At 71.4% G+C, this 25,915-nt stretch carries 22 protein-coding genes and 1 pseudogene; 9 read left to right on the forward strand and 14 right to left on the reverse strand.

Going from position 1 to position 25,915, the window contains the following annotated elements; all coding sequences use genetic code 11:
• Positions 1-3: 3 nt before the first annotated feature.
• On the forward strand, positions 4-171 hold the full coding sequence (locus tag OIE51_RS20115) for a hypothetical protein (RefSeq protein ID WP_326599135.1): 168 nt from the start codon (positions 4-6) through the stop codon (positions 169-171).
• Positions 168-1,313, forward strand: a complete 1,146-nt coding sequence (gene dusB / locus OIE51_RS20120; protein ID WP_326599136.1) for a tRNA dihydrouridine synthase DusB — start codon at positions 168-170, stop codon at positions 1,311-1,313. Before OIE51_RS20115 ends, dusB begins: the two co-directional genes overlap by 4 nt.
• Positions 1,314-1,626: 313 nt before the next feature.
• On the opposite strand, the gene OIE51_RS20125 is transcribed toward dusB, so the two are convergent.
• Together OIE51_RS20125 and OIE51_RS20130 are read right to left on the reverse strand one after the other, a co-directional pair.
• A complete protein-coding gene (locus tag OIE51_RS20125; RefSeq protein WP_326600712.1) occupies positions 1,627-3,561 on the reverse strand; it encodes an amylo-alpha-1,6-glucosidase in 1,935 nt (644 codons plus the stop codon).
• Complete coding sequence (locus OIE51_RS20130; RefSeq protein ID WP_326599137.1) at positions 3,561-4,895, reverse strand: MGH1-like glycoside hydrolase domain-containing protein; 1,335 nt, start codon at positions 4,893-4,895, stop codon at positions 3,561-3,563. The genes OIE51_RS20125 and OIE51_RS20130 overlap by 1 nt, the downstream gene beginning before the upstream one ends.
• A gap of 166 nt (positions 4,896-5,061) precedes the next feature.
• Between OIE51_RS20130 and OIE51_RS20135 the strand changes: the two genes are divergently transcribed.
• Positions 5,062-6,261 (forward strand): ROK family transcriptional regulator, encoded by a 1,200-nt coding sequence (locus tag OIE51_RS20135; protein ID WP_326599138.1) that lies wholly within the window; start codon positions 5,062-5,064, stop codon positions 6,259-6,261.
• 354 nt (positions 6,262-6,615) lie between these two features.
• Positions 6,616-9,270, forward strand: a complete 2,655-nt coding sequence (gene ppdK, locus OIE51_RS20140; RefSeq protein ID WP_326600713.1) for a pyruvate, phosphate dikinase — start codon at positions 6,616-6,618, stop codon at positions 9,268-9,270.
• A gap of 336 nt (positions 9,271-9,606) precedes the next feature.
• Here the strand turns inward: ppdK and OIE51_RS20145 are convergent, their stop codons facing one another.
• The 4 genes from OIE51_RS20145 to OIE51_RS20155 all read right to left on the reverse strand — a co-directional run bounded on the left by OIE51_RS20145 (position 9,607) and on the right by OIE51_RS20155 (position 10,804).
• Positions 9,607-9,810: a hypothetical protein gene (locus OIE51_RS20145; RefSeq protein WP_326599139.1), complete on the reverse strand. Its 204-nt coding sequence runs from the start codon at positions 9,808-9,810 to the stop codon at positions 9,607-9,609.
• Between the two features lie 63 nt (positions 9,811-9,873).
• On the reverse strand, positions 9,874-10,395 hold the full coding sequence (locus OIE51_RS27020) for a DUF7848 domain-containing protein (RefSeq protein WP_442811976.1): 522 nt from the start codon (positions 10,393-10,395) through the stop codon (positions 9,874-9,876).
• On the reverse strand, positions 10,299-10,538 hold the full coding sequence (locus OIE51_RS20150; protein WP_326599140.1) for a DUF7848 domain-containing protein: 240 nt from the start codon (positions 10,536-10,538) through the stop codon (positions 10,299-10,301). The genes OIE51_RS27020 and OIE51_RS20150 overlap by 97 nt, the downstream gene beginning before the upstream one ends.
• Positions 10,535-10,804 (reverse strand): hypothetical protein, encoded by a 270-nt coding sequence (locus OIE51_RS20155; protein WP_326599141.1) that lies wholly within the window; start codon positions 10,802-10,804, stop codon positions 10,535-10,537. Before OIE51_RS20155 ends, OIE51_RS20150 begins: the two co-directional genes overlap by 4 nt.
• A gap of 236 nt (positions 10,805-11,040) precedes the next feature.
• On the opposite strand from OIE51_RS20155, the gene OIE51_RS20160 reads away from it, so the two are divergent.
• Positions 11,041-12,219, forward strand: a complete 1,179-nt coding sequence (locus OIE51_RS20160; protein ID WP_326599142.1) for a helix-turn-helix transcriptional regulator — start codon at positions 11,041-11,043, stop codon at positions 12,217-12,219.
• A gap of 418 nt (positions 12,220-12,637) precedes the next feature.
• Here the strand turns inward: OIE51_RS20160 and OIE51_RS20165 are convergent, their stop codons facing one another.
• A complete protein-coding gene (locus OIE51_RS20165; RefSeq protein WP_326599143.1) occupies positions 12,638-13,432 on the reverse strand; it encodes a hypothetical protein in 795 nt (264 codons plus the stop codon).
• A 486-nt stretch (positions 13,433-13,918) separates the two neighbouring features.
• Between OIE51_RS20165 and OIE51_RS20170 the strand changes: the two genes are divergently transcribed.
• Positions 13,919-14,065, forward strand: coding sequence for an integrase (locus tag OIE51_RS20170; protein ID WP_326599144.1), 147 nt, complete (start codon positions 13,919-13,921; stop codon positions 14,063-14,065).
• A gap of 49 nt (positions 14,066-14,114) precedes the next feature.
• Here OIE51_RS20170 and OIE51_RS20175 read toward each other — a convergent pair whose 3' ends face one another.
• From OIE51_RS20175 to OIE51_RS20190, 4 genes are all read right to left on the reverse strand, one after another.
• Complete coding sequence (locus OIE51_RS20175) at positions 14,115-14,741, reverse strand: DUF2617 family protein (protein WP_326599145.1); 627 nt, start codon at positions 14,739-14,741, stop codon at positions 14,115-14,117.
• A 173-nt stretch (positions 14,742-14,914) separates the two neighbouring features.
• Positions 14,915-16,156: a lipase family protein gene (locus tag OIE51_RS20180; protein WP_326599146.1), complete on the reverse strand. Its 1,242-nt coding sequence runs from the start codon at positions 16,154-16,156 to the stop codon at positions 14,915-14,917.
• Positions 16,157-16,623: 467 nt separating this feature from the next.
• Positions 16,624-17,547, reverse strand: a complete 924-nt coding sequence (locus OIE51_RS20185; RefSeq protein ID WP_326599147.1) for an oxidoreductase — start codon at positions 17,545-17,547, stop codon at positions 16,624-16,626.
• Positions 17,548-17,573: 26 nt separating this feature from the next.
• On the reverse strand, positions 17,574-17,783 hold the full coding sequence (locus tag OIE51_RS20190) for a WHG domain-containing protein (RefSeq protein ID WP_326599148.1): 210 nt from the start codon (positions 17,781-17,783) through the stop codon (positions 17,574-17,576).
• 17 nt (positions 17,784-17,800) lie between these two features.
• Between OIE51_RS20190 and OIE51_RS20195 the strand changes: the two are divergent.
• Positions 17,801-18,058: pseudogene (locus OIE51_RS20195) on the forward strand (deazaflavin-dependent nitroreductase); the annotation flags it as partial.
• A gap of 16 nt (positions 18,059-18,074) precedes the next feature.
• Here OIE51_RS20195 and OIE51_RS20200 read toward each other — a convergent pair.
• The 3 genes from OIE51_RS20200 to OIE51_RS20210 form a co-directional block, all read right to left on the reverse strand.
• On the reverse strand, positions 18,075-18,362 hold the full coding sequence (locus OIE51_RS20200; protein ID WP_326599149.1) for a DUF1330 domain-containing protein: 288 nt from the start codon (positions 18,360-18,362) through the stop codon (positions 18,075-18,077).
• 453 nt (positions 18,363-18,815) lie between these two features.
• Complete coding sequence (locus tag OIE51_RS20205; RefSeq protein ID WP_326599150.1) at positions 18,816-22,940, reverse strand: caspase family protein; 4,125 nt, start codon at positions 22,938-22,940, stop codon at positions 18,816-18,818.
• Positions 22,937-23,839 (reverse strand): antibiotic ABC transporter ATP-binding protein, encoded by a 903-nt coding sequence (locus OIE51_RS20210; protein ID WP_326599151.1) that lies wholly within the window; start codon positions 23,837-23,839, stop codon positions 22,937-22,939. Before OIE51_RS20210 ends, OIE51_RS20205 begins: the two co-directional genes overlap by 4 nt.
• A 636-nt stretch (positions 23,840-24,475) precedes the next feature.
• Between OIE51_RS20210 and OIE51_RS20215 the strand changes: the two genes are divergently transcribed.
• Together OIE51_RS20215 and OIE51_RS20220 are read left to right on the forward strand one after the other, a co-directional pair.
• Positions 24,476-25,129, forward strand: a complete 654-nt coding sequence (locus OIE51_RS20215) for a helix-turn-helix domain-containing protein (RefSeq protein ID WP_326599152.1) — start codon at positions 24,476-24,478, stop codon at positions 25,127-25,129.
• A gap of 73 nt (positions 25,130-25,202) precedes the next feature.
• The gene (locus OIE51_RS20220; RefSeq protein WP_326599153.1) at positions 25,203-25,907 is read left to right on the forward strand and encodes an HAD family hydrolase; all 705 of its coding nucleotides are present in this window, start codon (positions 25,203-25,205) and stop codon (positions 25,905-25,907) included.
• The last annotated feature ends 8 nt before the right edge of the window (positions 25,908-25,915 follow it).

Below are 25,915 nucleotides of genomic sequence, written 5' to 3' on the forward strand. Positions count from 1 at the left end.
GGCGTGCCGGCCGACGAGGAGTCCCGCGAGCGGCTGGCGGTGCCGCACGCGCTGATCCGCGGGCCGGAGACGGCCGGAGCGGCGACCGCGCCACGGGCGGTGTGGCCCGGGGGAGAATGGGAATCCGTGCCGCACCCGTCCCTGTCCGAGCCCGTGAAGGACCGCCCATGATCCAGCCGTTGCAGATCGGCCCCCACACGGTCGACCCGCCGGTGGTTCTCGCGCCCATGGCCGGGATCACCAACGCGCCGTTCCGCACGCTGTGCCGGGAGTTCAGCGGCGGGCGCGGGCTGTTCGTCAGCGAGATGATCACCACCAGGGCGCTGGTCGAGCGGAACGACAAGACCATGCGGCTGATCCACTTCGACGCCGCCGAGAAGCCCCGGTCCGTCCAGCTCTACGGCGTCGACCCGGAGACGGTCGGCCGCGCCGCCCGCATGATCGCGGAGGAGGACCTGGCCGACCACATCGATCTGAACTTCGGCTGTCCCGTCCCCAAGGTGACCCGCCGCGGCGGTGGCTCCGCCCTGCCGTACAAGCGCCCGCTGCTCCGGGCCATCCTGCGCGCCGCGGTGGGGAACGCGGGCGGGCTGCCGGTGACGATGAAGATGCGCAAGGGCATCGACGACGATCACCTGACGTATCTCGACGCGGGCCGGATCGCGGTCGAGGAGGGTGTGACGGCCATCGCCCTGCACGGCCGCACCGCCGCGCAGCACTACGGCGGCCAGGCCGACTGGTCGGCCATCGCCCGGCTGAAGGAGGCCGTCCCCGAGATCCCGGTGCTGGGGAACGGGGACATCTGGTCGGCGGACGACGCGGTGCGCATGGTGCGTGAGACCGGCTGCGACGGCGTGGTGGTCGGGCGCGGCTGCCTGGGGCGGCCGTGGCTGTTCGGCGATCTCGTCGCCGCGTTCGACGGCGGTGACGGCGGCGGGCCGGAGGCGTACGCGCGGCCGTCGCTGCGCGAGGTCGCGGACGTGATGCTGCGGCACGCCGCCCTGCTGGGGGAGTGGCTGGCGGACGAGTCGCGCGGCGTCATCGACTTCCGCAAGCACGTCGCCTGGTACACCAAGGGCTTCTCGGTCGGCTCCGAGGCGCGGCGACGGCTGGCGGTGGCCGCCTCCCTGGACGAGCTGGCGGCGCTGCTGGCGGAGCTGGACCTCGACCAGCCGTGGCCGGCGAGCGCCGACGGCCCGCGCGGCCGGACCTCCGGCCGGAGCCGGGTGGTCCTGCCGGACGGCTGGCTGGCCGACCCGTACGACGAGGCGGCCGTGAGCGCCGAGGCCGAACAGGACACCTCGGGCGGCTGAGCCGCCCGACGCCTGCGGCCGGGCACCGCGCGTGGTGGTGCGCGGCGGCTCCCGCGTGCCCGGCCTCGGGCCGGGCGGGGCGTCGTGGTGCGGGTCGGCCACCCGAGGGGATGGGTGGTGCTCGTGGCCCGGAGGCGGGCAGGGCGCCTTGGGCGGGGGGCGTCCGACACCTTGGCCGCCCCGTCAGGGAGACGGTGGCGGTCGGGCTGGTTGCCCGCCGCCGGGCGGGCACCGCGCGTGGTGGTGCGCGGCGGCTCCCGCGTGCCCGGCCTCGGGCCGGGCGGGGTGTCGGGCGACGCCATGCGTGCCGGTGTCAGCGGTCCGAGGGGTCCTGACCGTCGCCGGTCACGGCCGTCAGCAGGGCGAACGGTGAGGCCGCCGACCATGCCTGGGGTGAGCAGGCGTGCGGGTAGGGCACCGGGTCGGGGTGATCGGCGCGCGCGTAGCCCGCGATGACCTCCGGCATCCGGTATTCGTGCCGGGCGGCCATGTCGAGGATGCCGCGCGCGAGCGCCCGGGCGTGGTCGTGCAGGCCGTAACGGGCCAGGCCCAGCGCCGCGATCGCGCTGTCGTGCGGCCAGACGCTGCCCCGGTGATACGACAGCGGGTGGTACGCCTCCTGGCCCGCCGCCAGTGTCCTGATGCCCCAGCCGGTGAAGAACTCGGCGGACAGCAGCCGCTCGGCCACCGCTTCGCCGTGCTCCTGGCTGAGGATGCCCGTCCACAGCAGGTGGCCCGCGTCCGAACCGAGGGCGTCGGCCCGGCGGCCGTCGCCGTCCAGCGCCAGCGCCGGGAAGTCGTGCTCGCGCAGCCAGAAGTCCGCCAGGAAGCGGAGCCGCAGCCGGTGCGCGGCGTCCTCCAGCCGGTCCGCGTACCCGGCGTCGTCCCACGCCGTGCGGGCCAGCCGGGCGGTGCGGCGCAGCGCGTCGTAGGCATACCCCTGGGCGGCGGCGGCCCTGATCACGCCCTTGGCCGGGGTGCCGTCGGCGAAGCAGATCGCGCCCGCCGAGTCCTTCCAGCTCTGGTTGGCCAGGCCGCCCGCGTCCGCCCGGTACAGCAGATAGCCATGCTCCCGCAGCCCGCCGTACTCGAACATCCAGTCGATCGCCGCCCGCGCGTTGCGCTCCAGGCGGTGGGCGAGCTTGTCGTCGGCGGTCGCCTCCGCGTGCGCGCCGAGCAGCATCAGGAAGAGGGGAGTGCTGTCGACCGATCCGAAATACCGGCCGTAGGGCACCTGCCGGAAGTGCGCCAGCTCGCCGTGGCGCAGCTCGTGCACGATCTTGCCGGGTTGCGCGATCCGGTCGGTGTCCTCGGCCGTCGCCTGGGTCGCGGCCAGGGCCAGCAGGGTGGCGGCGGCGTGCTCGGGACGGCTCGGCAGCGCGAAGAGCGAGGTGATCAGCGCGTGCCGGCCCAGCAGCGTCAGGAACCATGGCACGCCCGCCGCCGGGACCCGCAGCGCCTCGCCGTCGGGCCCGGTGGCCGCGACCCGCAGCCCGGACAGGTCGGCGGACCCCTGGGCGCAGGCCCGCGCCAGCTCCGGCCAGCCGTCGGGGATCTCCGTCTCACTGGCGGCGGTGGACGGGAAGACGGCGGCGGCCTCGGCGGGGTGCGGCTCGGGCGCGCCGTTGGGGTGGGCCTCGACGCGCAGCGTCAGCTCGGCGGAGCCGTGCGGCGGCAGGTCGAGCAGCCAGCACAGGCGCCGGGCGCCGCTGCCGGTCTCCTCCACCGCGTCGGGCGCGGGCCGGGCGGTGACCACCGTCCGGGAGGACCACTCGCGGCGCCGGTACCCGAACTCGACGCCGTCCGGCAGGGAGGCGCGGGTGCGTACCGCGTACGACTTGTCGTACCAGCGGTGGTCCCAGCGCAGCTCGAACTGGTCGGCGAAGTCGGCGTTCACGGTGAGCGCGACCAGGGCGCTGGAGGCGTCCCCCCGGTTGCTGCTGAGGCGGATCCGCTCGGTCAGGGTGCCGTCGCTCACCGTCTGCTCGCGGAACACGGTGAGCGCGGGAGCCTCGGCGCGCGAGCCGCGCGGGGTCAGCACGGCGGTCGCCGAGGAGCCGGCCGAGGCGGCGGGCACCAGCACGGTCGGGGTGGAGCCGTCCACGGTGAGCTGCCAGCGGCTGAGGTGCCGGGCGTCGCGTGCGAACAGCCCGAGGGGATGGGAGCCGCGCTCGTCGGTGATGTCCCCGGACGGCCCGACCGCGACGAAGGTGCCGTCCCGGACGAGCAGACAGTGGTTCGTCGTGATCACCGGGCCGCCTCCGCGATCAGGTCGATGGTGAGAGCGGCCGTCCAGCTGAAGTCGCGGCTGCCGCGTGCCTCGCCGGTGAACGGGTCCACGTACTCGGCGAAGCTGGAGTCCCGGGCGGCCTGGAGCATGGTGGCGCGCAGGGCGTCGGCCGGCTGGAGCGCGCCGTGCCGCCGCAGGCCGCGCTCCAGCAGCCAGTTGACGTTGAACCAGGCGGGTCCCCGCCAGTACCGCGCGGGGTCGAACGCGCAGCCGGTCAGGTCGTAGCTCGGCACCAGCCGGGTGGTGGAGCCGAGGCCGAAGTGCTCGCCGGCCGCCGTGCGCAGCAGGGTGTCGACGATGTCCTCCGGCAGGCCGGGCAGGATCAGCGGGAGCAGCCCGGCGGCGCTGCGCTCGGGGATCGGCTCGCCGGTGATCACGTCCTGGCACAGGAAGAGGCCGGCCTCCGGATTCCACAGGCGCTTGAGCAGCGTGTTGGTGAGCTGCTCGGCGCGGACCTGGTGGTCGGAGGGGTCGTCGCCGAGGGCGACGGCGATCTCGCCGAGGGCGTGCTCGGAGGCGATCAGCAGGGCGTTGAGCCCGGGGTCCTCGACGGCGAACAGATGGCGCGCGGCGTCGTCGCGGTACCCGAGGTCGCGGTAGTGCGCCGCGAGCCGCACATACCGGCCGTAGTCGAGGTCGGTCGGCCGGTCGGCCGGGCAGCCGTGGTCGAGGTCGGCGCGGTGGAACGTGTGGGTGGCGGCCGGCTCGACGCGGGACAGCGGCGGGTCCCAGCACGGACTGTTGTCCATGCCCGATTCCCAGGGGTGCACGATGGACGCCAGGCCCCGGCCGCCGAGGTCGCGGTTGTCGGTCAGATACCGCTGCCAGGCCATGAGGCGCGGGTAGACCCGGCGCAGGAAGCCCCGGCGCGCGGAGGCGGCGGGATCGGCCTGGTGCACCAGCCAGGCGGCCAGCGCGTGGATGGGCGGCTGGACGATGCCGGAGGTCTCGACGGCCGCCGGCGCGCCCGCCTTGCTCCCGGCGGACGAGGAGCGCCAGAAGTCGGGACTGGGGAAGTACGCCGTGAGGGGGACGTCGGGATTGAACACGATGTGCGGGATGCGTCCGTCCGACCACTGGGCGTCGAGGAGGGTCTCCAGCTCCAGCTGGGCCCGGAAGGCCGACAGATGGCGCAGCCCGATGGCGATGAAGCCCGAGTCCCAGCTCCACTGATGGGGGTACAGGGTGCGGGAGGGGACCGTGGAGGCACCCGTCCAGTTGCCGGAGAGAACACTGCGTGCGCTGTTGTATGCGATCGTTGCGGGTCTTGGCGGCTGATCAGCGCGATCCACGTGGGCTCCGATGGGACGTTGGCTTTGCCGCTGCCACGCGGCTTCACCGTTTGTTTTGTCGAAGGTACCGTAGAGTTACGTCTACTTAACACGCAAAAGTACCCCTGTAATATCGACTTCACAAGCTAAAGGGGGGAGAAAATCCAGCCCGGCCGGGAAGGCAGTCATGAACCAGGCGAGCGCGGGGCACCTGCTGTGGCTGATCCGCAGGGGGCAGGCCACGACGCGCGGCGAGCTGCAACGGATCACCGGGCTCTCCCGGTCGACGGTCGGCCACCGCCTCGATCAGCTCTTCCGCGCCGGATGGATCCGGGAGACCGCGGCCGATCCCGTTGACGTGCCGACCGTGGGCCGACCCGCGCTGCGGCTGGAGTTCGACGCCTCGCACGCGGTGGTCCTCTGCGCCGACCTGGAGACCCGCCATGCCCGCGCGGCCGTTCTCGACCTGAGCGGCGCGGTGCTGGCCGAGCACTCCGGGTCGTTGATCATCAACCAGGGGCCGGGTGAGGTGCTGGACCGGCTGGCGCAGTGGTTCGGGATGCTGCTGGACAAGGCCGGGGTGGCGGCCACCTCGGTGTGCGGTATCGGGCTGTCCGTGCCGGGGCCGGTGGATCCCGTCTCCGGGCAGGTGGTGCAGCCGCCGATCATGCCGGGCTGGGACCGGTATCCGGTGCCCGAGCGGATGCGCCGGTCGTTCGCCGCTCAGGTGAGCGGCGGCGGCGAGGACATACCGGTGCTGGTGGGCAACGACGCCAACCTGATGGCGTACGCGGAGCAGCGCCTGGGTTTCCCGGACTGTTCCGCTTTTCTGTTGATCAAGGTCTCCACCGGCATCGGCGCCGGGGTCGTGGTGGACGGCGAGATGTACCGGGGGATCGACGGGGCGGCGGGGGACATCGGTCACATCCGGCTCAGCGACCATCCGCACGCGCTGTGCCGTTGCGGGTCCTACGGCTGTCTGGCCGCCGTCGCCAGCGGGCGGGCGCTGGCCGAGCAGCTCACGGGGTCCGGGGTGCCGACGACCTCGGGGTCCGGGGTGCGCGACCAGCTCTCGATCGGCCAGCCGGACGCGCTGCGGCTGGCGCGGGACGCGGGCCGGCTGGTGGGCGAGGTGCTGGCCACGGTCGTCACGCTGCTCAATCCCGGGGTGCTGATGATCGCCGGGGACCTGGCCGGGCCGCCGTTCCTGACCGGGGTGCGCGAGCTGCTCTACCAGCGGGCGATGCCCCGCACGACGGCCTATCTCCAGGTCGTCACCTCCCGCCTCGGCGACCGGGCGGGCCTGATCGGGGCCGCCGCGATGGTGGTCGAGTCGCTCTACGGGCCGGACCGGGCCGATGCGCGGCTGAACGGTCTCGCCGCCTGACTCCCTTACTGTCCTACATCACTTGAACGTCCGGCGGTGCGGCGGCGCGTGCCGGGGGTGGCCCTGGGTGCCACCCGTTTGTGAGGCGTGGATCCGGGGGTATTGAGGGCTCTAAGGCCCGTTGGCCGGGGTCTTGATGGCACTGAGTGCCGAGGTGAATCGCTGCACTTTGGCCCCTGATGTCCCTTCTGTGGGCGTGATGCCCCTCACGTATGAAGACGGAAACGCTCAGATGAGCAGTCGGCGGGGTAACCTCCCGCTGTCAGGGCAGCCGTTCACGAGGAGTCGAGTCCCGTGCCGGATACGCAAATCACGTCCGTCATCCAGCCGCCGATAGCCGCCACGGAGCCCACGGTGAAGTACGTCTACGACTTCACCGAGGGCCACAAGGACCTCAAGGACCTGCTGGGCGGCAAAGGCGCCAACCTCGCCGAGATGACCAGGCTCGGCCTGCCCGTACCCCCGGGCTTCACCATCACCACCGACGCGTGTCGGGAGTACCTGCGCACCGGGTCCGAGCCGGCCGCCCTGCGTGACGAGGTGAGTGCGCACCTCGCCGCGCTGGAGGAGCGGATGGGCAAGCGGCTCGGCAAGGGTGCCGACCCGCTGCTGGTCTCGGTCCGCTCCGGAGCGAAGTTCTCCATGCCGGGCATGATGGACACCGTCCTCAACATCGGCCTCACGGACGAGTCCGTGGGCGCGCTCGCCACCCAGGCGGGAGACGAGCGCTTCGCCTGGGACTCCTACCGGCGGCTCATCCAGATGTTCGGGAAGACCGTCCTGGGTATCGAGGGCGACCTCTTCGAGGACCGTCTGGAGGAGATGCGCAAGACCGCCGGTGTGGCCACCGATGTCGAGCTGACCGCGGGCGAACTCCAGAAGCTCGTCACGCAGTTCAAGGACATCGTGCGCGATGCCACCGGCCGCGAGTTCCCCCAGGACCCGCGCGAGCAGATGGACTTGGCCATCCACGCCGTCTTCGACTCGTGGAACGGCGACCGCGCCAAGCTCTACCGCCGCCAGGAGCGCATCGCGCACGACCTGGGCACGGCGGTCAACATCTGCTCCATGGTCTTCGGCAACCTGGGCCCCGACTCCGGCACCGGCGTCGCGTTCACCCGCGACCCCGCCTCGGGCCACCAGGGCGTGTACGGCGACTACCTCCAGAACGCCCAGGGCGAGGACGTGGTGGCCGGCATCCGCAACACCGTTCCGCTGGCCGAGCTGGAGCGCCTGGACCCGGCCTCCTACACCGAGCTGATGCGGATCATGCAGGTGCTGGAGACCCACTACAAGGACCTGTGCGACATCGAGTTCACCATCGAGCGCGGGACCCTGTGGATGCTCCAGACCCGGGTCGGCAAGCGCACGGCGGCGGCGGCGTTCCGCATCGCCACGCAGCTCGTCGACCAGGGCCTGATCGACGAGACCGAGGCGCTGCGCCGGGTCACCGGCGGCCAGTTGGCGCACCTGATGTTCCCGCGCTTCGACGCGGAGGCGAAGGCCGAGCGCCTCGTCACCGGCATCGCGGCCTCCCCCGGCGCGGCCGTGGGCGCGGCCGTCTTCGACTCCGCGACCGCCGTGGCCAGGGCCGCGGCCGGTGAACGGGTCATCCTGGTACGGCGGGAGACCAACCCCGACGACCTGGACGGCATGATCGCCGCGCAGGGCATCCTTACCTCCCGGGGCGGCAAGACCTCGCACGCGGCCGTGGTCGCCCGCGGCATGGGCAAGACCTGTGTGTGCGGCGCCGAGGAGCTGCGCGTCGACGCCGCGCGGCGTGAACTCACCACCGCCGACGGGACGGTGATCCGCGAGGGCGAGCTGCTGTCGATCGACGGCACCAGCGGCAAGGTCTACCGGGGCGAGGTCCCGGTGGTCCCGTCGCCCGTGATGGAGTACTTCGAGGGCACCGTCACCGCCGACTCCGACGAGCTGGTCGCGGCCGTGCACCGTTTGATGAACGTGGCGGACGACGCCCGGCGGATGACCGTGCGCGCCAACGCCGACACCGCCGAGGACGCGGCCCGGGCCCGCCGCTTCGGCGCCCAGGGGATCGGTCTTTGCCGTACCGAGCACATGTTCCTGGGCGAACGCCGTGAGCTGGTCGAGCGGTTGATCCTCGCCGAGTCCGACGACGAGCGGGAGGCCGCGCTGGCGTCCCTGCTGCCGTTGCAGAAGGGCGACTTCCTCGACCTCTTCGAGGCGATGGACGGCCTGCCGGTCACGGTGCGGCTGCTGGACCCGCCGTTGCACGAGTTCCTGCCCGACCTCACCGAACTGTCGGTGCGGGTCGCCCTGGAGAAGGACGAGAACGACATCAAGCTGCTGGCCGCCGTGCGCAGGCTGCACGAGCAGAACCCCATGCTGGGGCTGCGCGGCGTACGCCTCGGCCTGGTCGTACCCGGTCTCTTCAGCATGCAGGTACGGGCGATCGCCGAGGCCACGGCCGAGCGGCGGCTCGCGGGCGGCACACCGCTGCCGGAGATCATGATTCCGCTGGTGGGCACCGTCCAGGAGCTGGAGATCGTCCGGGACGAGTCCGAGAACGTCGTCGCGGAGGTCGAGCGCGAACACGGTGTCGAACTCACCATCCCCATCGGCACGATGATCGAGCTTCCCCGTGCCGCTCTGACGGCTGGTCAGATAGCCGAGAGCGCGGACTTCTTCTCCTTCGGTACCAACGATCTCACCCAGACCGTCTGGGGTTTCTCCCGCGACGACGTGGAGGCGAGCTTCTTCACCGCGTACCTGGAGAAGGGCATCTTCGGGGTCTCTCCGTTCGAGACCATCGACGCCGATGGCGTCGGCTCCCTGGTCCGGGCCGCCGCGACCGCAGGCCGGGCAACCCGCCCCGACCTCAAGCTCGGCGTCTGCGGCGAGCACGGCGGCGACCCGGAGTCGGTGCACTTCTTCCATGGGGTGGGTCTGGACTACGTGTCCTGCTCACCGTTCCGAATCCCCATCGCCCGGCTCGAAGCCGGCCGGGCGGCAACGGCGGCTTCCTGACCGCCGCCGGGGACCGCTGACGGCTCTCCCCGCTCCCCGGAAACCCTCACCGGCGGAGAGGCCCAGCGGTCCCAGGGGAAACACCCGGGGGCGGCGCCTGTGCGGAGGCGCCGCCCCCACCTTCTGTGACCTGTGGATGAGCGCCCAACTGGCGGCTGAGCTGCGGGAACTACTCTCAGTGTTTCCCATGGTTTCGGGTCGTTTTCCGGTACCGTGTGCCCTCCTTGTGCCCCGGGGCACACCCCGTCCGCACGCCGGGAAGGTAGGCGTGCGGGCGGGGGCGCGGGCCATGGTGGATTGCGGCGGTCGATGTTGGTGGCGGCGTCTTGGCGCAGGTCACTGCTCGCGCTTATCGGCTTCGCGGAGCCGTGCGGCTTCCTTGCGTCCCCTGAGTGGGACCTGCCATTCCTTGAAGAGTTTGGTGAGGTAGGGGGCGGATACTCCATAGTCGCGGGCGAGGGCGTTGACGGAGATTTTCTGGTCCAGGTAGAGCCGGGTGGCTTCGTTCCTGGGGATCGCGGGCATACGCCGCGTGGGCATATCGCTTCCTTTGGTTTCTGAGTTCAGGCGGGCCCGTCGGGGCCCCGGCCGGGCGGGAGTCCGTCAGTCGGCCCGTGCTCCTCCGGGTGTCCGGCGGGCTCCCAGTCGGGGCAGGCACCGTGCGGACACGGTCAGAACCAGCGCGCCCGCTAAGCGCCCTGCGCGCGTCGTCAGGCGCCGGAGTCTGCGGGCCGGTGGCCGTGCGTGAGCCCCGGGGGGCCGATCACCGGGGCGGGTGCTGGGGCCGTGTCCGGGGCGCACGGGGTCTACGCGCCAGTGCTGCTGTGCCGTACTGAGGAACTGACTGTGTGTCAGTCCGTGCCGGTAGGTGTGGTCGAGGGCCCACATGCCCACCGGCTTGGGGTCGTTGTCCACCCAGGGTGAAGCCTCGCCGCACGTCATGCACTCCGCCGCGTACATCCCGGCCGGGGCGCCCTCGGCCCGTTCTGCGGTGAGCATCCATTCGGCGCCCCTGATGATCGTGTGCGTCACTGCCACTCCCCGGCCGTGAAGCGGTAGGGGCGGGTGACGTGCTCCCGGTAGGCCAGATGCCCGGGGTTCCCCTTCACGTGCCGGGCCGCCCACGCCGTACCGTCCCCGGGGTCCGTGGCGGTCGGCCCGGTCTCCTCGCACACCCGGCACTGCATCGTGTGGGTGACCGGTTCGGCGTCCGCGCACGGTGTCGGGGCCGATGGTGTCTCACGGAACCGGTATGTCGCGCGGGTCACTCCCCGCTCCCTTCCGCCAGCCGCGCGCCCCGGGACTCCGCAACCCGCAGCGCATCCGACAGGCACTCGGCAAGCCGGGTGGCCGCAAACCGTAACTCCCGTGCGGTCGCGGCCGGATCGGCGAGCAGTTCGCGGGCGCAGCGCAGCACCTCGGCCCCGGTAGCAAGCTGCGCACCCTCCAACTCATCAGCGAGTCCGGTCAGTTGCTCGCCCGCGCTGTCCGGCGCGAGGTAGGCCGGACCGCCATCGGTGTCCGGCCACGGCAACAGCCGCGCCCCGCTCCCGGGGTCGGCGGGCCCGTGCCGGGTCCCCTCTAGTGGGGACCCCCGGTCAATTCTGGTTGACGTAGGCTCCGGCATGGCTGCCTGCCTTTCTCAGGTGGTCCAAGCCCCCGGGCCGTCGCCACGGTCGCGGGGGTCCTGCTTGCCGTGCCCACCGTCCCGCCGGTGGTGACGCCGGCATAGCGGCCCGGTGTCGGCCAACTGTCGGCCACAATGGGGACATGACCAGCGTCATTGGGGCCAACATCCGCCGTCTGCGCCAAGATCGGGGCTGGAGTCAGGCACGCCTTGCTCGCGAGACATGCCGCGCGGCAGGCATCCCAGGCGACCCGATCGGACGGCAGGAGATCAGCCGTTACGAGACCGGCAAGCGCACCCCCCGTGAATGGCTACCGTTCATCGCTCGGGCGCTGGGCGTGACCGTGAACGACCTCAAGGCGCAGCGGGGAAGCACTCAGCTACCCGTTCCGCTTCCTGATCAGGATGACGCGAGAGGCGATGATTACGCGCACGCCATCCGTCGAATGTCGAGACGACTTATCGTCCTCGATAATGAGATGAACGGCCTTCCGATCGCGGACATGGCTGCACGTGCTTTCAAAGCCGTACATCGCCGCCTTGGCGAAGGCGCCTACGAACCACGCTATGAGCGGGACATTCGCGCCGCAGCAGCAGAATTGGCGGAAATCGCAGGCTGGGCACTCTTCAACGCGGGAAAATTCAATGAATCCCGGCGCTTCAACCAAGAAGCTCTTTTCCTCACGAAGCTCTCTGGGGACCGTTCGACGGAACTACTCATTCTACAGAACATGGGGATGCTCGCCGGATGGGTCGGGCGTGCGCGTGAGGAATTTTCCATTGCGCGGTCAGTAATAGATCAGGGCCGTCTGACTCCGCGAGTTGAGGCTATGTTCCGAGCCAGGGAGGCACAGGGGCTAGCAGGGCTGGGCCGTAGTTCTGAGGCGGATCATTCCTTCGGACGTGCGCGCTCCCTACTTGAAGACAGTGCCCCGGATGATGCGCCGCGCTGGGCGTGGTGGATCACTGACAGCGAAATCGATAGACAGCAAGGGCGGGTACTCCATGAAACTGAGCAATGGGGCGCAGCCATCCCGATTCTTCAACGAGCTATGCAACCGGACTCGGGAACTGTGGGATATCGAAACGTCGCATCCGTCCGGCTGCTCGCCTGCTTGCTGGCGGTGAAGGCGTGGCAAGCGGCAGAAGAGGAAACGGAAAAGCTCATCCCGGCAGTGAGTGAAATGTCTTCAAACGTGACCCTTCATCTGCTCGCACGGGTGGCCAATAGAGGTGAGGCACTGGACGATGCACCCAGTAGCCTCCGCGACGCCCTGCGCCATATCGGGGAAGCGGTAAACGAAGATCCGTACATTCTATGAGAGGCCGCGCAATACAGGTCCCATTCCCCCGGGAGCGGCGGGTTCGGGGGTGGGTGGTTGGTGGGGTCGTTCATGTCGTCTGGGATTGGCTCGCTGCTGTGGCTGTGGGCTGAGTCCGTCCGGGGGCGCGCGGGTGTCGGGGCGGGTGTGGGTTGTTGTCACAGGGGGTTGCGGGTACGGCGGTTGGTGAAACTTGGCAGGGCGGGAGGCGGCTCACCCCCGCGTTCCGCGTTCCCTTCCGCCAGGGATACGGGCCCCCCTACCCGTGACACGGCGTGATGATGGGCGCCCTTTGAACTTGACAGACCCCCGAGCGCCCTCCCCCGCGTTCCGGACCCCCGACCGTCCGGGGGGCGCCCCCCACCCGGCCGTCACGCGGCGTGCCCGTTCTGGGCAACGCCGCGTGACGGCCGTGCGGTCAGAAGGTGAGCGGCCCGATGGCCTCTCCCAGAACGGTGGGCGCGGCAGGGCGGCGGGGGTCGCGCGGTGTGGCTGTGTCGGCCCGGGGTGCGCCGTAGTGCTCCCGCATGGACTGGAGCAGCATGCTGGCTGTCTGCATGGCCGCGTCCCGGATGCCGAGCAGCGATTCGGCTGCCCTCGCTCCGCGCGCCGCCGCTGAGCGTTCCTGGTCGGCGTTCTGGTCGGCGGCGCCGTTGAGCGCGTGCCCGATGATCACCTGCTGGGCCAACTCGATGTCCCGGTCATCGCATCCCCGGGAGCGCAGGTAGTCCGCGCCCCACTGGGTGACCGCCAGGGCGCCGACGTCGTCCTGTCGCAGGGCCAGACGGCCGAGCGCGGTAACGGGGTCGTCCTCCTTGTCGAGGATCATCCGGGCGTTCTCGCGTGCGACGAGTTCCCGCCCCTTGGTGAGCGTGGGCAGTGCGGCCACGATGAACGAGGCGCGGGCCACGGTGGCGTTGGCGTCGATCTGGTTGACCTTCTGCTGTGCCTTCTCCTCGGCATCGGTCAGCACGTCGCCCATCATGCGCTTGCGGCCATCCGGGTACAGCGTGTCGTCCCAGCGGAGCTTCTCCAGCGTGGTGTGGGCCGAGGTGATCAGCGTTCCTACGGTCGAGGCCGTGTTCGTGCCGGTGCGGATCTGCGCGCGGCCGGGGGACGGCAGGGTCCCGGTGGGGTGTTCGCTGCTGTGGTTGTCGATGGCCGTGCGCAGCGCGGCCAGCATGGTGTTGATCTCGTTCGCGAGCATGTCCATGGGGTTGTTCCTCTCGGTTCAGGATGCTGTGTCGCAGCCGGGGTGTGTGGTCTGGCCCGGTTCGGTGACCGTCATCGGCTCCCCGCAGACGGCGCAGGCCGGTGCGCTCTGGCGTTGGGGCCGCAGTGGGCTGGGTCGCGTCTCAACGCGTCTCAGCGGCTCGCCATCGGGTGTGAGTCGCGTTGAGTCGCGACCCGTGCCGCTGTAAGCGTCACCGGGCTGGGCTTTGAAGGTGATGCCCGAGTAGGTGGGCACCTGTCGGCCGTCCGCGCCGCGTGGGCGGGTTCGGCGCACCTGGGGGACGACCGATTGGAGGTTGCGGCCGAACATCGGCTTGGTGCCCGGCCGGATGCCGCTGTCCTCTGTCCAGGAGCGCCAGGCCGCCCACAACGCGTCCACCGTGATTGCCCGGCCGGGGCCGGTCTCGCAGTGCTCACGGACGAACGCGGAGGTGGGCGAAGCCGTGTCCGGCACTTCTACGCTTCGGTGCTGATCAAGCACGGGGCGAGCGTGAAGAAGGTACAGCGGCGCTTGGGCCACGCGAAGCCGTCGATCACCCTCGACCTGTACGTGCACCTCTGGGAGGACGACGAGGACGACACGGCCGAACTCATCGACAAGATCATCGGCTAGTGTGCCCTTAAAGTGCCCTCTGAGCGTCGGTGGGCGCTCATCTACCAGCTCAGGGCCAGTGAGTCGGCGCCTGTGCGGAGGCGCCGCCCCCACCTTTCTGTTCGCCCGGTGGCCCGCTCGGTGGCCCGCTCGTCCGGCCGCCCGCTGTCTCGGGCTCTCTCCCGGGGAGCGGCGCCTCGGCTTCCTCGCCCGGCACCCGCAGCATGGTGCGGGTCTCCACGATCTGCCCGGCCTGCGGATAGGTGTGCCAGGTGCGCCAGGAGATGACGTCCCCGGTGCGCAGCACGGCGAGCGCGGAGATCGCGTCCGGCGAGCCCGGGAAGGTGCCGTACAGCGAGGCCGGGTGCGCGGCCAGCTCCGCGCGCAGCCGGGCGGTCCGGACGGCGAACTCGCGCCACTCGTGGTGGCGCAGCTCCGAGGTGAACCGGTAGGCCCAGCCGTCGATCTCCTCCGTCACGACGGCGGGCGGGCCGCCGCCGGGTGACCCCGGGAGGCAGGCGAGCGTCTCGGTCACCGGCCCGGCGAGCACCTGGTGGGAGGCGCCCAGCAAACGGAGTTCGACGGTGACGCCGCCGAGTCCGACCGCGGTGACGGCGAGCGCGTCCCGGGCGGGCGTCGTCAGGGAGAACGAGAGCTGGTCGGCGCTCGTGTCGAGGTACGGGGTCGTGAGACGCACCCGGTTCACGCGCCGCCGCCCGGGCACACCGCGATCCCCACCACGGCAGGCAAAGGCTCCATCGCGCTTCCCCCGGTCACTCGGTCCCCGTCGATCGGCGCCGAGTATGGCACACATACGACCGCCCCGGCCCCGGGAGAGAAACCCGGGGCCGGGGCGGTCGAAGGGTGTGCTCAGAACTGTCCGCAGTTGCTGGTCGCGGGCCGCTCCGCGAAGCGGTCGGCCAGCCACGTCGCGGAGTTGCCCGAGGCCGGAAGGGCCGCCGAGACGTGTGAGAGGAGGAGCGGAAGGGTGTGCACGTCGCGGAACTGGACCTCGGCGCCCAACTCGCACCAGTCACGGGCCATCTGCTTGCCCTGGGCGTAGGGGACCAGGTCGTCGGTCGGGGTGTGCTCGACGAGGGTCGGCACGGTCGGCGCGATGTTCCCGATCCGCTGCTCCTCGACCACCGTGCTGTACGGCTCCTCGGCCAGGTACTCGGAGATGGGCCGGCCGTCGGCGGTCATGTCCTTGGTGTTGAGGAACGGGTACCGCAACACGCCGTCCACCAGGCACAGTTCGGCCGCATCGTCCAGCGCCTGCCGGCCCCGGTCGTTGAGCAGCGCGTCGATGTCCAGCTCCGGGTACGCGGCCCGCGCGCCGTAGACCGCCAGGCCGACGACGGCACCGGCGTAACCGCCGTCCGCGCTCGCGCCCACCGCCGCGAGGTCGGCGGGCGGGGCGCCGACGTAGGCGCCCCTGACGTCCAGCTCCGGCGCGTAGCTCGCGGCGAGTTCGGCCGCGGCGGCCGAGGCGCCGCCGCCCTGCGAGTAGCCGGTGATGCCGACCGGGCCGTCGCTCGGCAGGCCGGTGCCGGGGAGGCGCTGGGCGGCGCGGATGACGTCGAGCACGGCGTGCGCCTGCGGTTCGCGCATCATGTAGGTGTGGTCACCGGGGGTGCCCAGGCCCTGGTAGTCGGTCTGCGCGACCGCGATGCCCTTGTCCAGCAGCGGGTTGATGAACAGGCTGTGGGCGACGGAGAGCAGGCTCGCCTGGCCCTCACCCGCCATCGTCTTCGACGGCGCGCACTGGTCGCCCGCGCCGACCGTGGGCGTCGCGTACGCCACGATGGGCCGCGGACCCGGGCCGTTCCAGGGCTTGTCGGGGACGAGGACGGTGCCGGTGACCGCCATCGGCTCCTCGTTGATGTCCTGCGAGAGGTACATGATGCGCGTGGCCCGGGCGCCGCTGAAGGTGGAGGGCTCGGACCTGATCACATCGCCGGCCTCACCCGCCGGCAGGGGTGAGGGCGGTTGATAGAACTCCTCCGTCGCGCCGGCCGAGGGGCCGCCGATGACCAGAGCCGTGACGGCTCCGGCGGCGATGAGCACCGGGGCTATGGTGACGGCGATGCCGCGCCGCATCGAACCGAGCATGGACACTCTCCGTTGAGTTGTTACTGACGAGTCAGGCAGACAGCAGCGTGACGCCGGTCACGGTGAAGGTCAACACTCATGACCTGCGTGCACCCGAATCCCACATCTCGCGCAGAATCTTCTCGTCGGGGAGTGAGCGATTCCCGGTCGGCGGGCCGGTGGTGCCCGGCGATGCTCCGTCGGTGATCAAGCGCCGGTGATCAAGTGCCGGTGATCGGGTACCGGTCACCGGCCGGGCCGTCGGCGACCGCTCGGGGGCCACGCGAAGTGCGGAAGAGGCGGCTCCGCGAGAGCCCTCGGCGTGGCACACGGTCACCAGCGCACGCCGTAGCGGTCCGCTGGTCCCCCCGTCCCCGAGCGGCGCCGAGCGTCCCCACCTTTCCCGATGGGCGCCCGCCCACGCGAACACTTTTCGTTCCGGGCCGAAAGCCGCCGGAAGTCACGTGTGGAGCGCGCTGCGCGCGCCGTCAGGCGTGCCTGACGTAGCGGACGCCGGTCAGCTCCTCCGAGGCGCTCCACAGCCGGGCGGAGACGGCGTCGTCGCGGGTCCACGGCGCGCGCAGCGGACCGCCCGGCCCGCCGCGCAGCGTGCGGCGGCCCAGGATGCTGGGGCCGGTGAACGAGTCGGGCGCGACGTCCGGGGCCGTGGCCGCGAACAGCGTGGGTGCGGCGCCGACATCGGGGGAGGAGGCGACCAGCCGGGTGAGCAGGGCCGTGCCGCGCTCCTGGAAGGAGCTGCCGGCCAAGCGCGGGCCCTTGGTCTGCAACTCGGTCTCCGCGTAACCGGGATGGACGGCGGCGGCCACCACGCCGGAGCCGCTCAGGCGCCGCGCCAGCTCGTGCGTGAACAGCAGGTTCGCCGTCTTGGAGCGGCCGTATGCCACCCAACGACGGTACTTCCGCTCGGCGTTGAGGTCGCGCAGGTCGACGTTGGCGACCCAGTGCAGGAGGCTGGAGACCGTCACCACGCGCGCGGCGGGGGCGGCGAGCAGGCCCTCCAGCAGCAGACCGGTCAGGGCGAAGTGCCCCAAGTGATTGACGCCGAACTGTGTTTCGAAGCCGTCCGCCGTCCGGGAGCGCGGGATGGCCATCAGGCCCGCGTTGTTGACGAGGATGTCCAGGCGCCGGCCACCCCAGTCCTCGGCGAACGCCCGCACCGACGCCAGATCGGCCAGGTCCAGCAGCCGCAACTCGGCGTCGGCCTCCGGGACTTCGCCCAGCAGCCGGTCCAACGCGGCCTGCCCGCGCCGCTGATCGCGGCAGGCAAGCACCACTCGCGCGCCGTGCCGGGCCAGCTCCAGCGCGGTGACGTAGCCCAGGCCGCTGTTGGCGCCGGTGACCACCGCCGCGCGGCCCTTGAGCTCGGGGATGTCGCGTACTGTCCAGCCCATGCGCCCAAGAGTAGGCCCAACCCGGCTCAGGGCAGGCCCGCATCCCGGGCCAACCGCCGCACCGCGTGGGTGAAGAATTCCGCGCGGGCGGCCCCCACCACGCCGTTGAACTGGCCGAAGACCTCGAAGCCGATCAGGCCGATGAGCTGTGCCCATGAGGTGACCAGCACCGCGATCACCGGCCCCGGCAGGCCCGGCGCGTGCTCGGCGGCCAGCTCCTCGGCCTCCGCGCGCACCGGCCCGGGCAGCGGGTCCCCGGGGGCACGTCCAGTGGACGTACAACATGCGGGCGGCCGGCGGCGGTGAGCTCCACCTCGGTAAAAAGGTGGAGCCTTTCACCGCCGAGGAGATCTCCGACGATCAAAAGCCGGAGCTGCTGCGCGCCTATCTCCAGCGCTGGAAGGCGGAGGTCGGGATCTTCTTCGACGGCGTCGGCCCGGATTCCCCGGCGGAGGACCTGCGCCATATCGCCCCCGACCACCCCGTTTTCCGGATCACGACGACCGGTTGACGGAATGCCGCACCCGTCACACGCCGTCGAGAATCAGGACCTTGCCCTTGGTGTTGCGCAGCCGGATCGGAAGGATGTCCTGGTAGGCGTCGGAGGCGTACCAGGCGCGAACGGCGTCGACGCTGGGGAATTCCAGCACGCCGATGAACCCGGCGCTCTCGCCGTCGAGCACCTCGACCGGCGCGCCCCGCACCACGTATTTCCCGCCGTGCGGCTCTATGGTCGAAACCAGCTTGGCGCTGTATTCGCCCAACTCCGCAGGGTCCCCCGTCAATTGCGCTTCAGCAATCACATAAGCGGTCATGAAAACGACTTTACGCGGGCGGAACGTGCTCATATATGTCACATCCATCCAAGGTGACAGCCGCCGGCCTGAGGTCTCCGACAAGGGCGCGGAGGGGCGCGGAAGAACGGGCAGACGCCCCTTGTCACTTCCCTCCAACGCCGAAGGCGTCCGCATGTGCCTTCGCCCACCGCCCGAAGGTCCGGGACTCGCGACCGGCGGCGGCCTCGCCCGGCTCGCCGCCGTCACCGGACCGGGCGTCGGCTACGGCACGTTGGTCACGCCACTGCTGGTGTCGGGCATCGGCGTCCCGATGGTCTTCCCGCCCGTCGCGAACCGGGTCGTCATCGGTCCCGGCCGAGGACGTGGGCGTCGCCTCCGGCGTCGACAACGCGATGCGCGAGCTGGGCGCGGTCTTCTGCGTCGCGATCCTGTCGGCCGTCGCGGTAGACCTCGGCCGGCGCGGGGGCCGGCTCAGCGGTCGGGGCGTGCCTCCTCGACGCATACGAGGACGACCACTTCGTTGTACATGCCGATGACGATGTACGGGCCGCAGGTCGCGACCGCATGTCCGGGCAGCGGCAGGGTGATGGTGTCCACGAGCTGGTGCACCGCCAGGTCCCAGACCCGTGTGGTGTGGTCGTCGCTGGTGGTGATGGCGTGCGGACGGCCGTTGACGGTGGTGTGGGCGACGGCGTTCACCCAGTCGTTGTGGCCTCTGAGGGTGGTGTGTTCGGTGCCGTCTTCGAGGTTCCAGACCCGGACCGTGTGGTCGTTGCTGGTGGTGATGGCGTGCGGACGGCCGTTGACGGTGGTGTGGGCGACGGCGTTCACCCAGTCGTTGTGGCCTCTGAGGGTGGTGTGTTCGGTGCCGTCTTCGAGGTTCCAGACCCGGACGGTCTGGTCGTTGCTGGTGGTGATGGCGTGCGGACGGCCATCCAGAGTGGTGCCGACGACGGACGTCACCGCGTCATCGTGCCCGGAGAGAATCGTGCGAAGAGCCTCCTCTTCGAGGTTCCAGACCCGGGCGGTGTGGTCGTCGCTGGTGGTGATGGCGTGGGGCACGCCGTCGATCGTGGTGCAGGCGACGGCGTTCACCCAGTTCGTGTGGCCGGTGAGGACGGCGCGTTGAGTTCCGTCCTTGAGGTTCCAGACGCGGACGGTGTGGTCGTTGCTGGTGGTGACGGCGTGGGGAATGCCGTCGATCGTGGTGCAGGCGACCGAGGTCACGGCGTCGGTGTGGCCGGTGAGGACGGCGTGTTGGGTGCCGGCTTTCAGGTCCCAGACCCGGGCGGTGTGGTCGTCACTGGTGGTGATGGCGTGGGGGTGGTCGCGGATGGTGGTGCAGGCGACGGCGTTCACCCAGTTCGTGTGGCCGGTGAGGACGGCGTGTTGGGTGCCGTCTTCGAGGTTCCACACCCGGGCGGTGTGGTCGTCACTGGTGGTGATGGCGTGGGGGTGGTCGCGGATGGTGGTGCAGGCGACGGCGTTCACCCAACTCGTGTGGCCGGTGAGGACGGCGCGTTGAGTCCCGTCCTTGAGGTCCCAGACGCGGACGGTGTGGTCGTTGCTGGTGGTGATGGCGTGGGGCACGCCGTCGATCGTGGTGCAGGCGACCGAGGTCACCGCGTCGGTGTGGCCGGTGAGGACGGCGCGTTGGGTGCCGGCTTTCAGGTCCCAGACGCGGACGGTGTGATCGTGTCCGGTGGTGACGGCGTGGGGAATGCCGTCGATGGCGGCGCAAGCCACGGCGGTCACGGCGTCGGTGTGGCCGGTGAGGACAGCGCGTCGGACTCCTTCTCCGAGGTTCCAGACGCGGACGGTGTGGTCGTGGCTCGTGGTGACGGCGTGGGGCACGCCGTTGATCGTGGTGCAGGCGACGGCGTTCACCCAGTCCGTGTGGCCGTTCAGGACGGCGCGCTGGGTGCCGTCTTCGAGGTGCCAGAGGCGGACCGTTTTGTCGTTGCTGGTGGTCACGGCGTGCGGCTGGTCGCCGATGACGGTACAGGCGACCGACGTCACGGCGTTCGTGTGGCCGGTGAGTGTGGCGCGTTGGGTGCTGTCTTCGAGGTTCCACACCCGGGCGGTGTAGTCATGGCTGCCGGTGATGGCGTGGGGGCGGCCCTTGAGCGTGGTGCAGGCGACGGCGGTCACCGCGTTCGTGTGGCCGGTGAGGGCGGCGTGTTGGGTGCCGTCTTCCAGGTTCCACACCCGGATGGTGATGTCGTGGCTCGTGGTGACGGCGTGGGGCACGCCGTTGATCGTGACGCAGGCGACGGCGTTCACCCAGTTGGTGTGTCCCGTCAGTGTGTTCCGCAGGGCGGGGTGCACGAGGGAGCCGGTGGCCCAACGGGGCCTCCAGTGGCGATCGCGGGTGAGGTCCTCGGCGAGGTCGCGGTGGCCGTAGCGGGTGGCGTCGATGGCGAGGATGTCGGCGCGCTGCCGCGGTGTCGACCGGGGAAAGGCGTGCGCGGACGTGCGATAGATGGCGCTGCGCAGCCGGGCTTCCGTGCTCGTGGCGGTGTTCAGCGCGGGCGCGAGGTGGGCTGGGTTGGCGTGGGTGAGGTAGTCGGCGTCGTTCAGCAGGGGGTCGAGGGACCCCGCTGCCGCGTGCGTGGCGAGGTGGTCGCGGATGTACGGGTGGGCGGTCGTCCAGTCGCGGGGGTTGTCAGGCACGAGGGAGACGAGAGCTTCGGTGATGGCCCGATGCGTGTCGGTGTCTCGGTCCCGCACCCGGAGGTGTTCGGCCATGGTCTCGTGGAACAGGCGGTAGACGGAGCCGTCGGGGGTCGGGGTCTCGACCACGTAGGCGCCGGCGTGTTCGTGCAGCCAGCGGATGTCGTCCTCGGGGCAGGGCACGCCGGAGATGGCCGAGGCGACGCGTGCCCACACCGCGGACCATGGAAGTCCCGCTCCCTGCGCGTAGGCCAGCGGGCGCAGCAGCCGTTCCACCTTCGGCTGATCGGGGCCGAAGCGCGCGAGGTAGGCGGCGAACGCCTGGGCGGCGTCGCTGGGAAGCGCCTTCTCCCAGCCGGGAATCGTCGTGTCGATGAGCGTCTGACCGTGCACGAGGGCACGGGCGGTCATACGGGCGACGAGGTAGCAGGTGCCGGCACGGGTGGCGATGCCGCGGGCGACGGTCTCCGCCTGTTCCGGGCGGTCCCGGTAGGGGGAGACGCTGTCGGGGTCGGCCGCGTCGAGCAGTACGGCGCGCGCGAAGGCGGTGACGTCCTCGTGCGTCACGTGCTGGGCGTCGTCCATGTCCAGGACCGTGACGGCGTGGCCGAGCGCGGGAATGAGGGGGCGACGGGTGCCGACGACCAACCGGAGCGCGGGCAGGCTGGTCAGCGGCTGGAGCAGCTCTCGGGCGATGCGTGCGCCCTCACGGGAGTCGCCGGCTGTGCCCGCCTCATCCAAGGCGTCCACGATCAGCAGCAGCGGTTCGGTGCGTTCGCTCAGCGCCGCCAGTACCGAGTCCACGTCGCCTTCCGGCAGGTTCAGGGCGGTGGCGAGGTCGGCGGTCAGGCGCTCCAGATTGGTGCGGCGGGCGTGCAAGGGCACAACGGGCAGGCCCGGTGGGGGGAGGGCGGAGGCCGGGGTGGAGTCGCGGGCCGGGTGATCGGGATCGGCGAGCATCAACAGGCGTCCGACGAAGGCGGACTTGCCCGAGCCCGGGTCGCCGGTGATCACACGGGCCTTGCGGTCATGTCGTTCGGCCTTCAGCCACGTCGCCAGCTTGGTCAGCGCGGTGGTGCGGCCCGTGAAGTAGTCGCCCCGCTGCCCGAGATGGTCCAGTCCCCGGGCACGCGGGTCGAAGTGGCCACGCGTCTGGCGGCGCAGGCGCGTGAGGGTGGCCAAGTCGAGGTCGTCGGCCGGGAGGTCACGGATGTGCGTGGGATTGGGGAAGAACGGGGCCCGCCCGTCGCTGTCGATGGTGGAGAGACGTGCGTGCTGGCCGGGGTGCTTGGCCCGCAGGTAGACGTTGACCCGCTCGGTGACCTCACGGACTCCCAGGAACTCCGGGTACGCGCCGGCCCGCGGGTGCCGGAACGCGTCGCTGAGGGCGTCGACGAACGCGTGCTCGCGTGCCTGTTCCTTGCCGCGGGCCGCGGCGAGCATCCAGCGTCCGGCCTGGTTCCGTTGGTACGACGCCAGCTCCGCCGCCAGGACGGCGATGTCGCCCGCTCCCGCTCCGGCGTAGCAGGTGTCGAGCATGACCAGCAGATGGCCGACCGGGCTGTACATCAGCGGCCGGGCGAGGTCGATCGCGGCCACGGCGCGGCTCGTGTAGCGGTCCGGCTTGGTGTCGGCGCAGAGCAAGTAGTGCTGGTCCGGGGCCTTGTGGCCGTGCCCGGCGAAATAGACCACGACCACGTCCGCCCCGCCCAGGTCCGCCTGGTCGGTCCAGTCATCGATGGCCTCGCGGATGTCGGTCGAGGTCGGGTCCGTCATCAGGTGTGTCAGGACGGTCTCGTAGCCCATCGGTTCCAGCAGCGCGCGGACACGTTGGGCGTCCGTCCGGGCTCCCGGCAGGTCGACCATGCCCTCGTCATGGTGGGTGCCCACGCCGATGCTGATCAGGAATCGCCGACCCGTCATGAGCCTGCCTCCTCCCCGAGTGCCCGGGCGATGGCCCGGCCCGTGGTGGGAGCCGTCAGATAGCGGATCAGGTCGTGCATGCGCGTGCCGTTGGTGATGCGGCGGTCGTCCACCTCGGGGCCGAAGCGCGGTGCCAGTGCGCCCGGGAGGGAGACGATGTCGGTGGGGTCGGCGACGTTCGTCCACCGTTCCACTCCCCGCGGCCACACGCCCGTGCCGTCGGTGGGGGGCGGCTGAAGGCGGTCGAACACCACCCGGCGCAGGCCCAGTGGCGATCCCAGCGTGACGAAATCCGTGGCGGGCGGGTCCTCTCGCGCGCACAGCGTCTCGTAGGCCGCGACCGAGCCCAGCGAGTGGGCCACCACCGCACGGGTGTCGGCGGTGATGGCACTGGCTATGCGTCGCTGCACGGCCTGACAGATTCCCGGCTCCAGCAGGTACCGTCTGACCTGCTTGAGCGCGAGAATCACGACACGATCCGGCACCGCGCCGAAGAAGCGGGACGCGCTGAGGGCGTCCAGGGCCTCACGGACCCGTCGCGACAGCAGCGTGCGGGAGGCGCCCCAGGCGGCCACGTTCCGTGTGCCGGCCTGGTCCGGGCCGCTCACCGTCGGCTCGGCCCGCGCGGCCTGCTCCCACCAGGTGAACAGCAGCTCCGCTTCGAGCCCGACCTCGACGTCGGTCTCGTCCCAGGGCGGCACGCCGAGAGAGCGCGTGCCGGGCTCGTTGTAGACGTCCCCGTAGAACACGCAGGCCACGTCGTCCGGTCCTGGCAGTCGACCGCCGTCGCCCGTGGCCAGCCGTATGCCGTCCCGCAGCGCCGGTAACACCCGCTGCGCCATCAGCTCAGGCCCCGAGAACTCCTGCCCTATGCCGTGCACCACGACCACACGCGCCACAACCAGCTCCCCAACTCCCCATGGCCCGCCCCCGCGTTGTGTGTAAACCCTATGCCCAGAACTTCCCCGGACGCGTTTCCCCCGCCGGGGGCGGAGCGTTGGTGACGGCAGAGGCGAAGGAGACGGACGAGGCACATGAGGTGTCGGCGGGGCCTGTCGGTGTCACGCGGCGTGGGCCGCTGGTAGCCGTGTGGTTCCGTGTTTCGGCGCGGAGACATTCGACACCCCGGAATGCGGGCCGGGCACCTTTAGAGCGCCTTTGCCCGGGGATCAATGGAGTATCGGGTCATGGCGCGAAGACAGGAGTCTGTCATGAGCACGATCAACGTTTCGTTCCGTCCGCGAGGCGCGTGGTGACCGGGAGGCTGCCGGATCCCGAGCGGTTGGATCAGCGGCAGCTCATCGGGGTCAATTGCGCGCTCTGCGGAAGATATCTCGGTTTCCGGGCGCGGGATCTGGGGACCGTGCGGCATGCCCGGTACGGGTATACGTACCGGCTCTGGGGCTGCGTGCCGGAGTGCGCGGGTGCGCCGGCCACGTTGCCCGCGCCCGCGCGGCATCACGCGCCGCGGCCGGCCGGGCCCTCGTCCTCCGCCTCGGGTGGCTTCTTCGGGTGACGCGCGTGATGCTGAGGGGATGGACGGGCACGTGCACAACCACCGCAGCGACGTCGGGCGGCGCGTCGCGTCGCGGCGTGAGCAGCTCGGGCTGAGCCGGGAGGACGTGGCGGGCCGGGCCGGGGTGGCGCCGCAGTACCTGCGGTATCTGGAGGAGCGGCCCTCCTCGCCCAGCGTCGCGTCCCTCACCCGGGTGGCCAGGGCGCTGGAGACGAGCGTCGCCGAGCTGACCGGGGCCGAGGCGCCGGTCGTCTCCGGCAATCCACCGCCGCACGGCGAGATGGTGAAGCTCGCCCCCGACGAGTGCTACGACCTGGTCGCCCTGCACGCCGTGGGCCGGGTCGCGGTGACGACGCCCGAGGGTCCGGCGATCATCCCGGTGAACTACGGGCTGGTCGACGGCGCGGTCGCGTTCCGGACCATGCCGGGGGCCGGGCCGTCGTTCGCCCCCGACGCGGCGGAGACGCCGTTCGAGGTGGACGCCCTCGACGAGGCCCAGGGGGTCGGCTGGAGCGTGCTGCTCGTCGGCCCGGCCCGGGAGGTGACCGACCCGGCGGAGATCGCGCGGCTGGCCGAGGCGACGCCGACCGAGCCCTGGGCGCCCGGCGACCGGGATCTGTGGGTGCGGCTGCGCCCGTCGCGGGCCACCGGGCTGCGCGTCTACCTGCGGTAGCGCCGTCGCCGTTTGCGGGCGCGGGCCGGTCGCGTTCCCATGGAGGGAGTGCCACGGACCCCGGGAGGCGGTGATGGTCGAGGTGCCGGAGCTGTGGACGTGTCGCGCGGTGGTGTTCGACACCGACGGCGTGATCACCGATTCGGCCCGGGTGCACGCCGCCGCCTGGAAGGAAGCCTTCGACACGGTGCCCGGCGTGGACCCGCCCTTCGACGAGCACGAGGACTACCGCCGGCACGTGGACGGCAAGGCGCGCCTGGACGGCGCCGCCGCGTTCCTCGCCGCCCGGACGCTGCCGGCGGACCCCGCGACGGTCTCCGCCGTGGCGGCCCGGAAGGAGGCCGCGTTCGTCCGGATCCTGGAGGAGAGCGGTGTCGACGTGTACCCCGGGACGGTCCGGATGCTGACCGCCCTGCACGGCGCCGGCGTCCGCTGCGCCGCTGTCTCCGCCTCCCGCCACGCCCGTGACCTGCTGGCCCACGCCGGGGTCCGCTCGCTGGTGCAGACCGTCGTCGACGGCAACGACGCGGCCCGTCTCGGGCTGCCGGGCAAGCCCGATCCGGCGCTCTTCCTGGAGGCGGCGCGCCGGCTGTGCGTGCCGGCCGGGTCGGCGGCGGTGGTGGAGGACGCGCTGGCCGGGGTGGAGGCGGGCAGGCACGGCGGGTTCGGCCTGGTCGTGGGCGTGGACCGGACGGCGGGCCCGACGAGCGCGGGGGACCTGCTCGGCCGTGGCGCGGACCTGGTGGTCAACGACCTCGCCGAACTGCTGGGGAGGTGACCGGGCCG

Source organism: Streptomyces sp. NBC_01803 (assembly GCF_035917415.1).
GTDB lineage: Bacteria > Actinomycetota > Actinomycetes > Streptomycetales > Streptomycetaceae > Streptomyces.

Bases quoted from the DNA above. Each gene is read 5' to 3' on its own strand.
- OIE51_RS20165 (WP_326599143.1), bottom strand. From the start codon at position 13,432: ATGGACATGCTCGCGAACGAGATCAACACCATGCTGGCCGCGCTGCGC.
- OIE51_RS20215 (WP_326599152.1), top strand. From the start codon at position 24,476: ATGGACGGGCACGTGCACAACCACCGCAGCGACGTCGGGCGGCGCGTC.
- OIE51_RS20145 (WP_326599139.1), bottom strand. From the start codon at position 9,810: ATGCCCACGCGGCGTATGCCCGCGATCCCCAGGAACGAAGCCACCCGG.
- OIE51_RS20200 (WP_326599149.1), bottom strand. From the start codon at position 18,362: ATGACCGCTTATGTGATTGCTGAAGCGCAATTGACGGGGGACCCTGCG.
- OIE51_RS20205 (WP_326599150.1), bottom strand. From the start codon at position 22,940: ATGACGGGTCGGCGATTCCTGATCAGCATCGGCGTGGGCACCCACCAT.
- dusB (WP_326599136.1), top strand. From the start codon at position 168: ATGATCCAGCCGTTGCAGATCGGCCCCCACACGGTCGACCCGCCGGTG.
- OIE51_RS20185 (WP_326599147.1), bottom strand. From the start codon at position 17,547: ATGGGCTGGACAGTACGCGACATCCCCGAGCTCAAGGGCCGCGCGGCG.
- OIE51_RS20180 (WP_326599146.1), bottom strand. From the start codon at position 16,156: ATGCTCGGTTCGATGCGGCGCGGCATCGCCGTCACCATAGCCCCGGTG.
- OIE51_RS20160 (WP_326599142.1), top strand. From the start codon at position 11,041: ATGACCAGCGTCATTGGGGCCAACATCCGCCGTCTGCGCCAAGATCGG.
- OIE51_RS20135 (WP_326599138.1), top strand. From the start codon at position 5,062: ATGAACCAGGCGAGCGCGGGGCACCTGCTGTGGCTGATCCGCAGGGGG.
- OIE51_RS20220 (WP_326599153.1), top strand. From the start codon at position 25,203: ATGGTCGAGGTGCCGGAGCTGTGGACGTGTCGCGCGGTGGTGTTCGAC.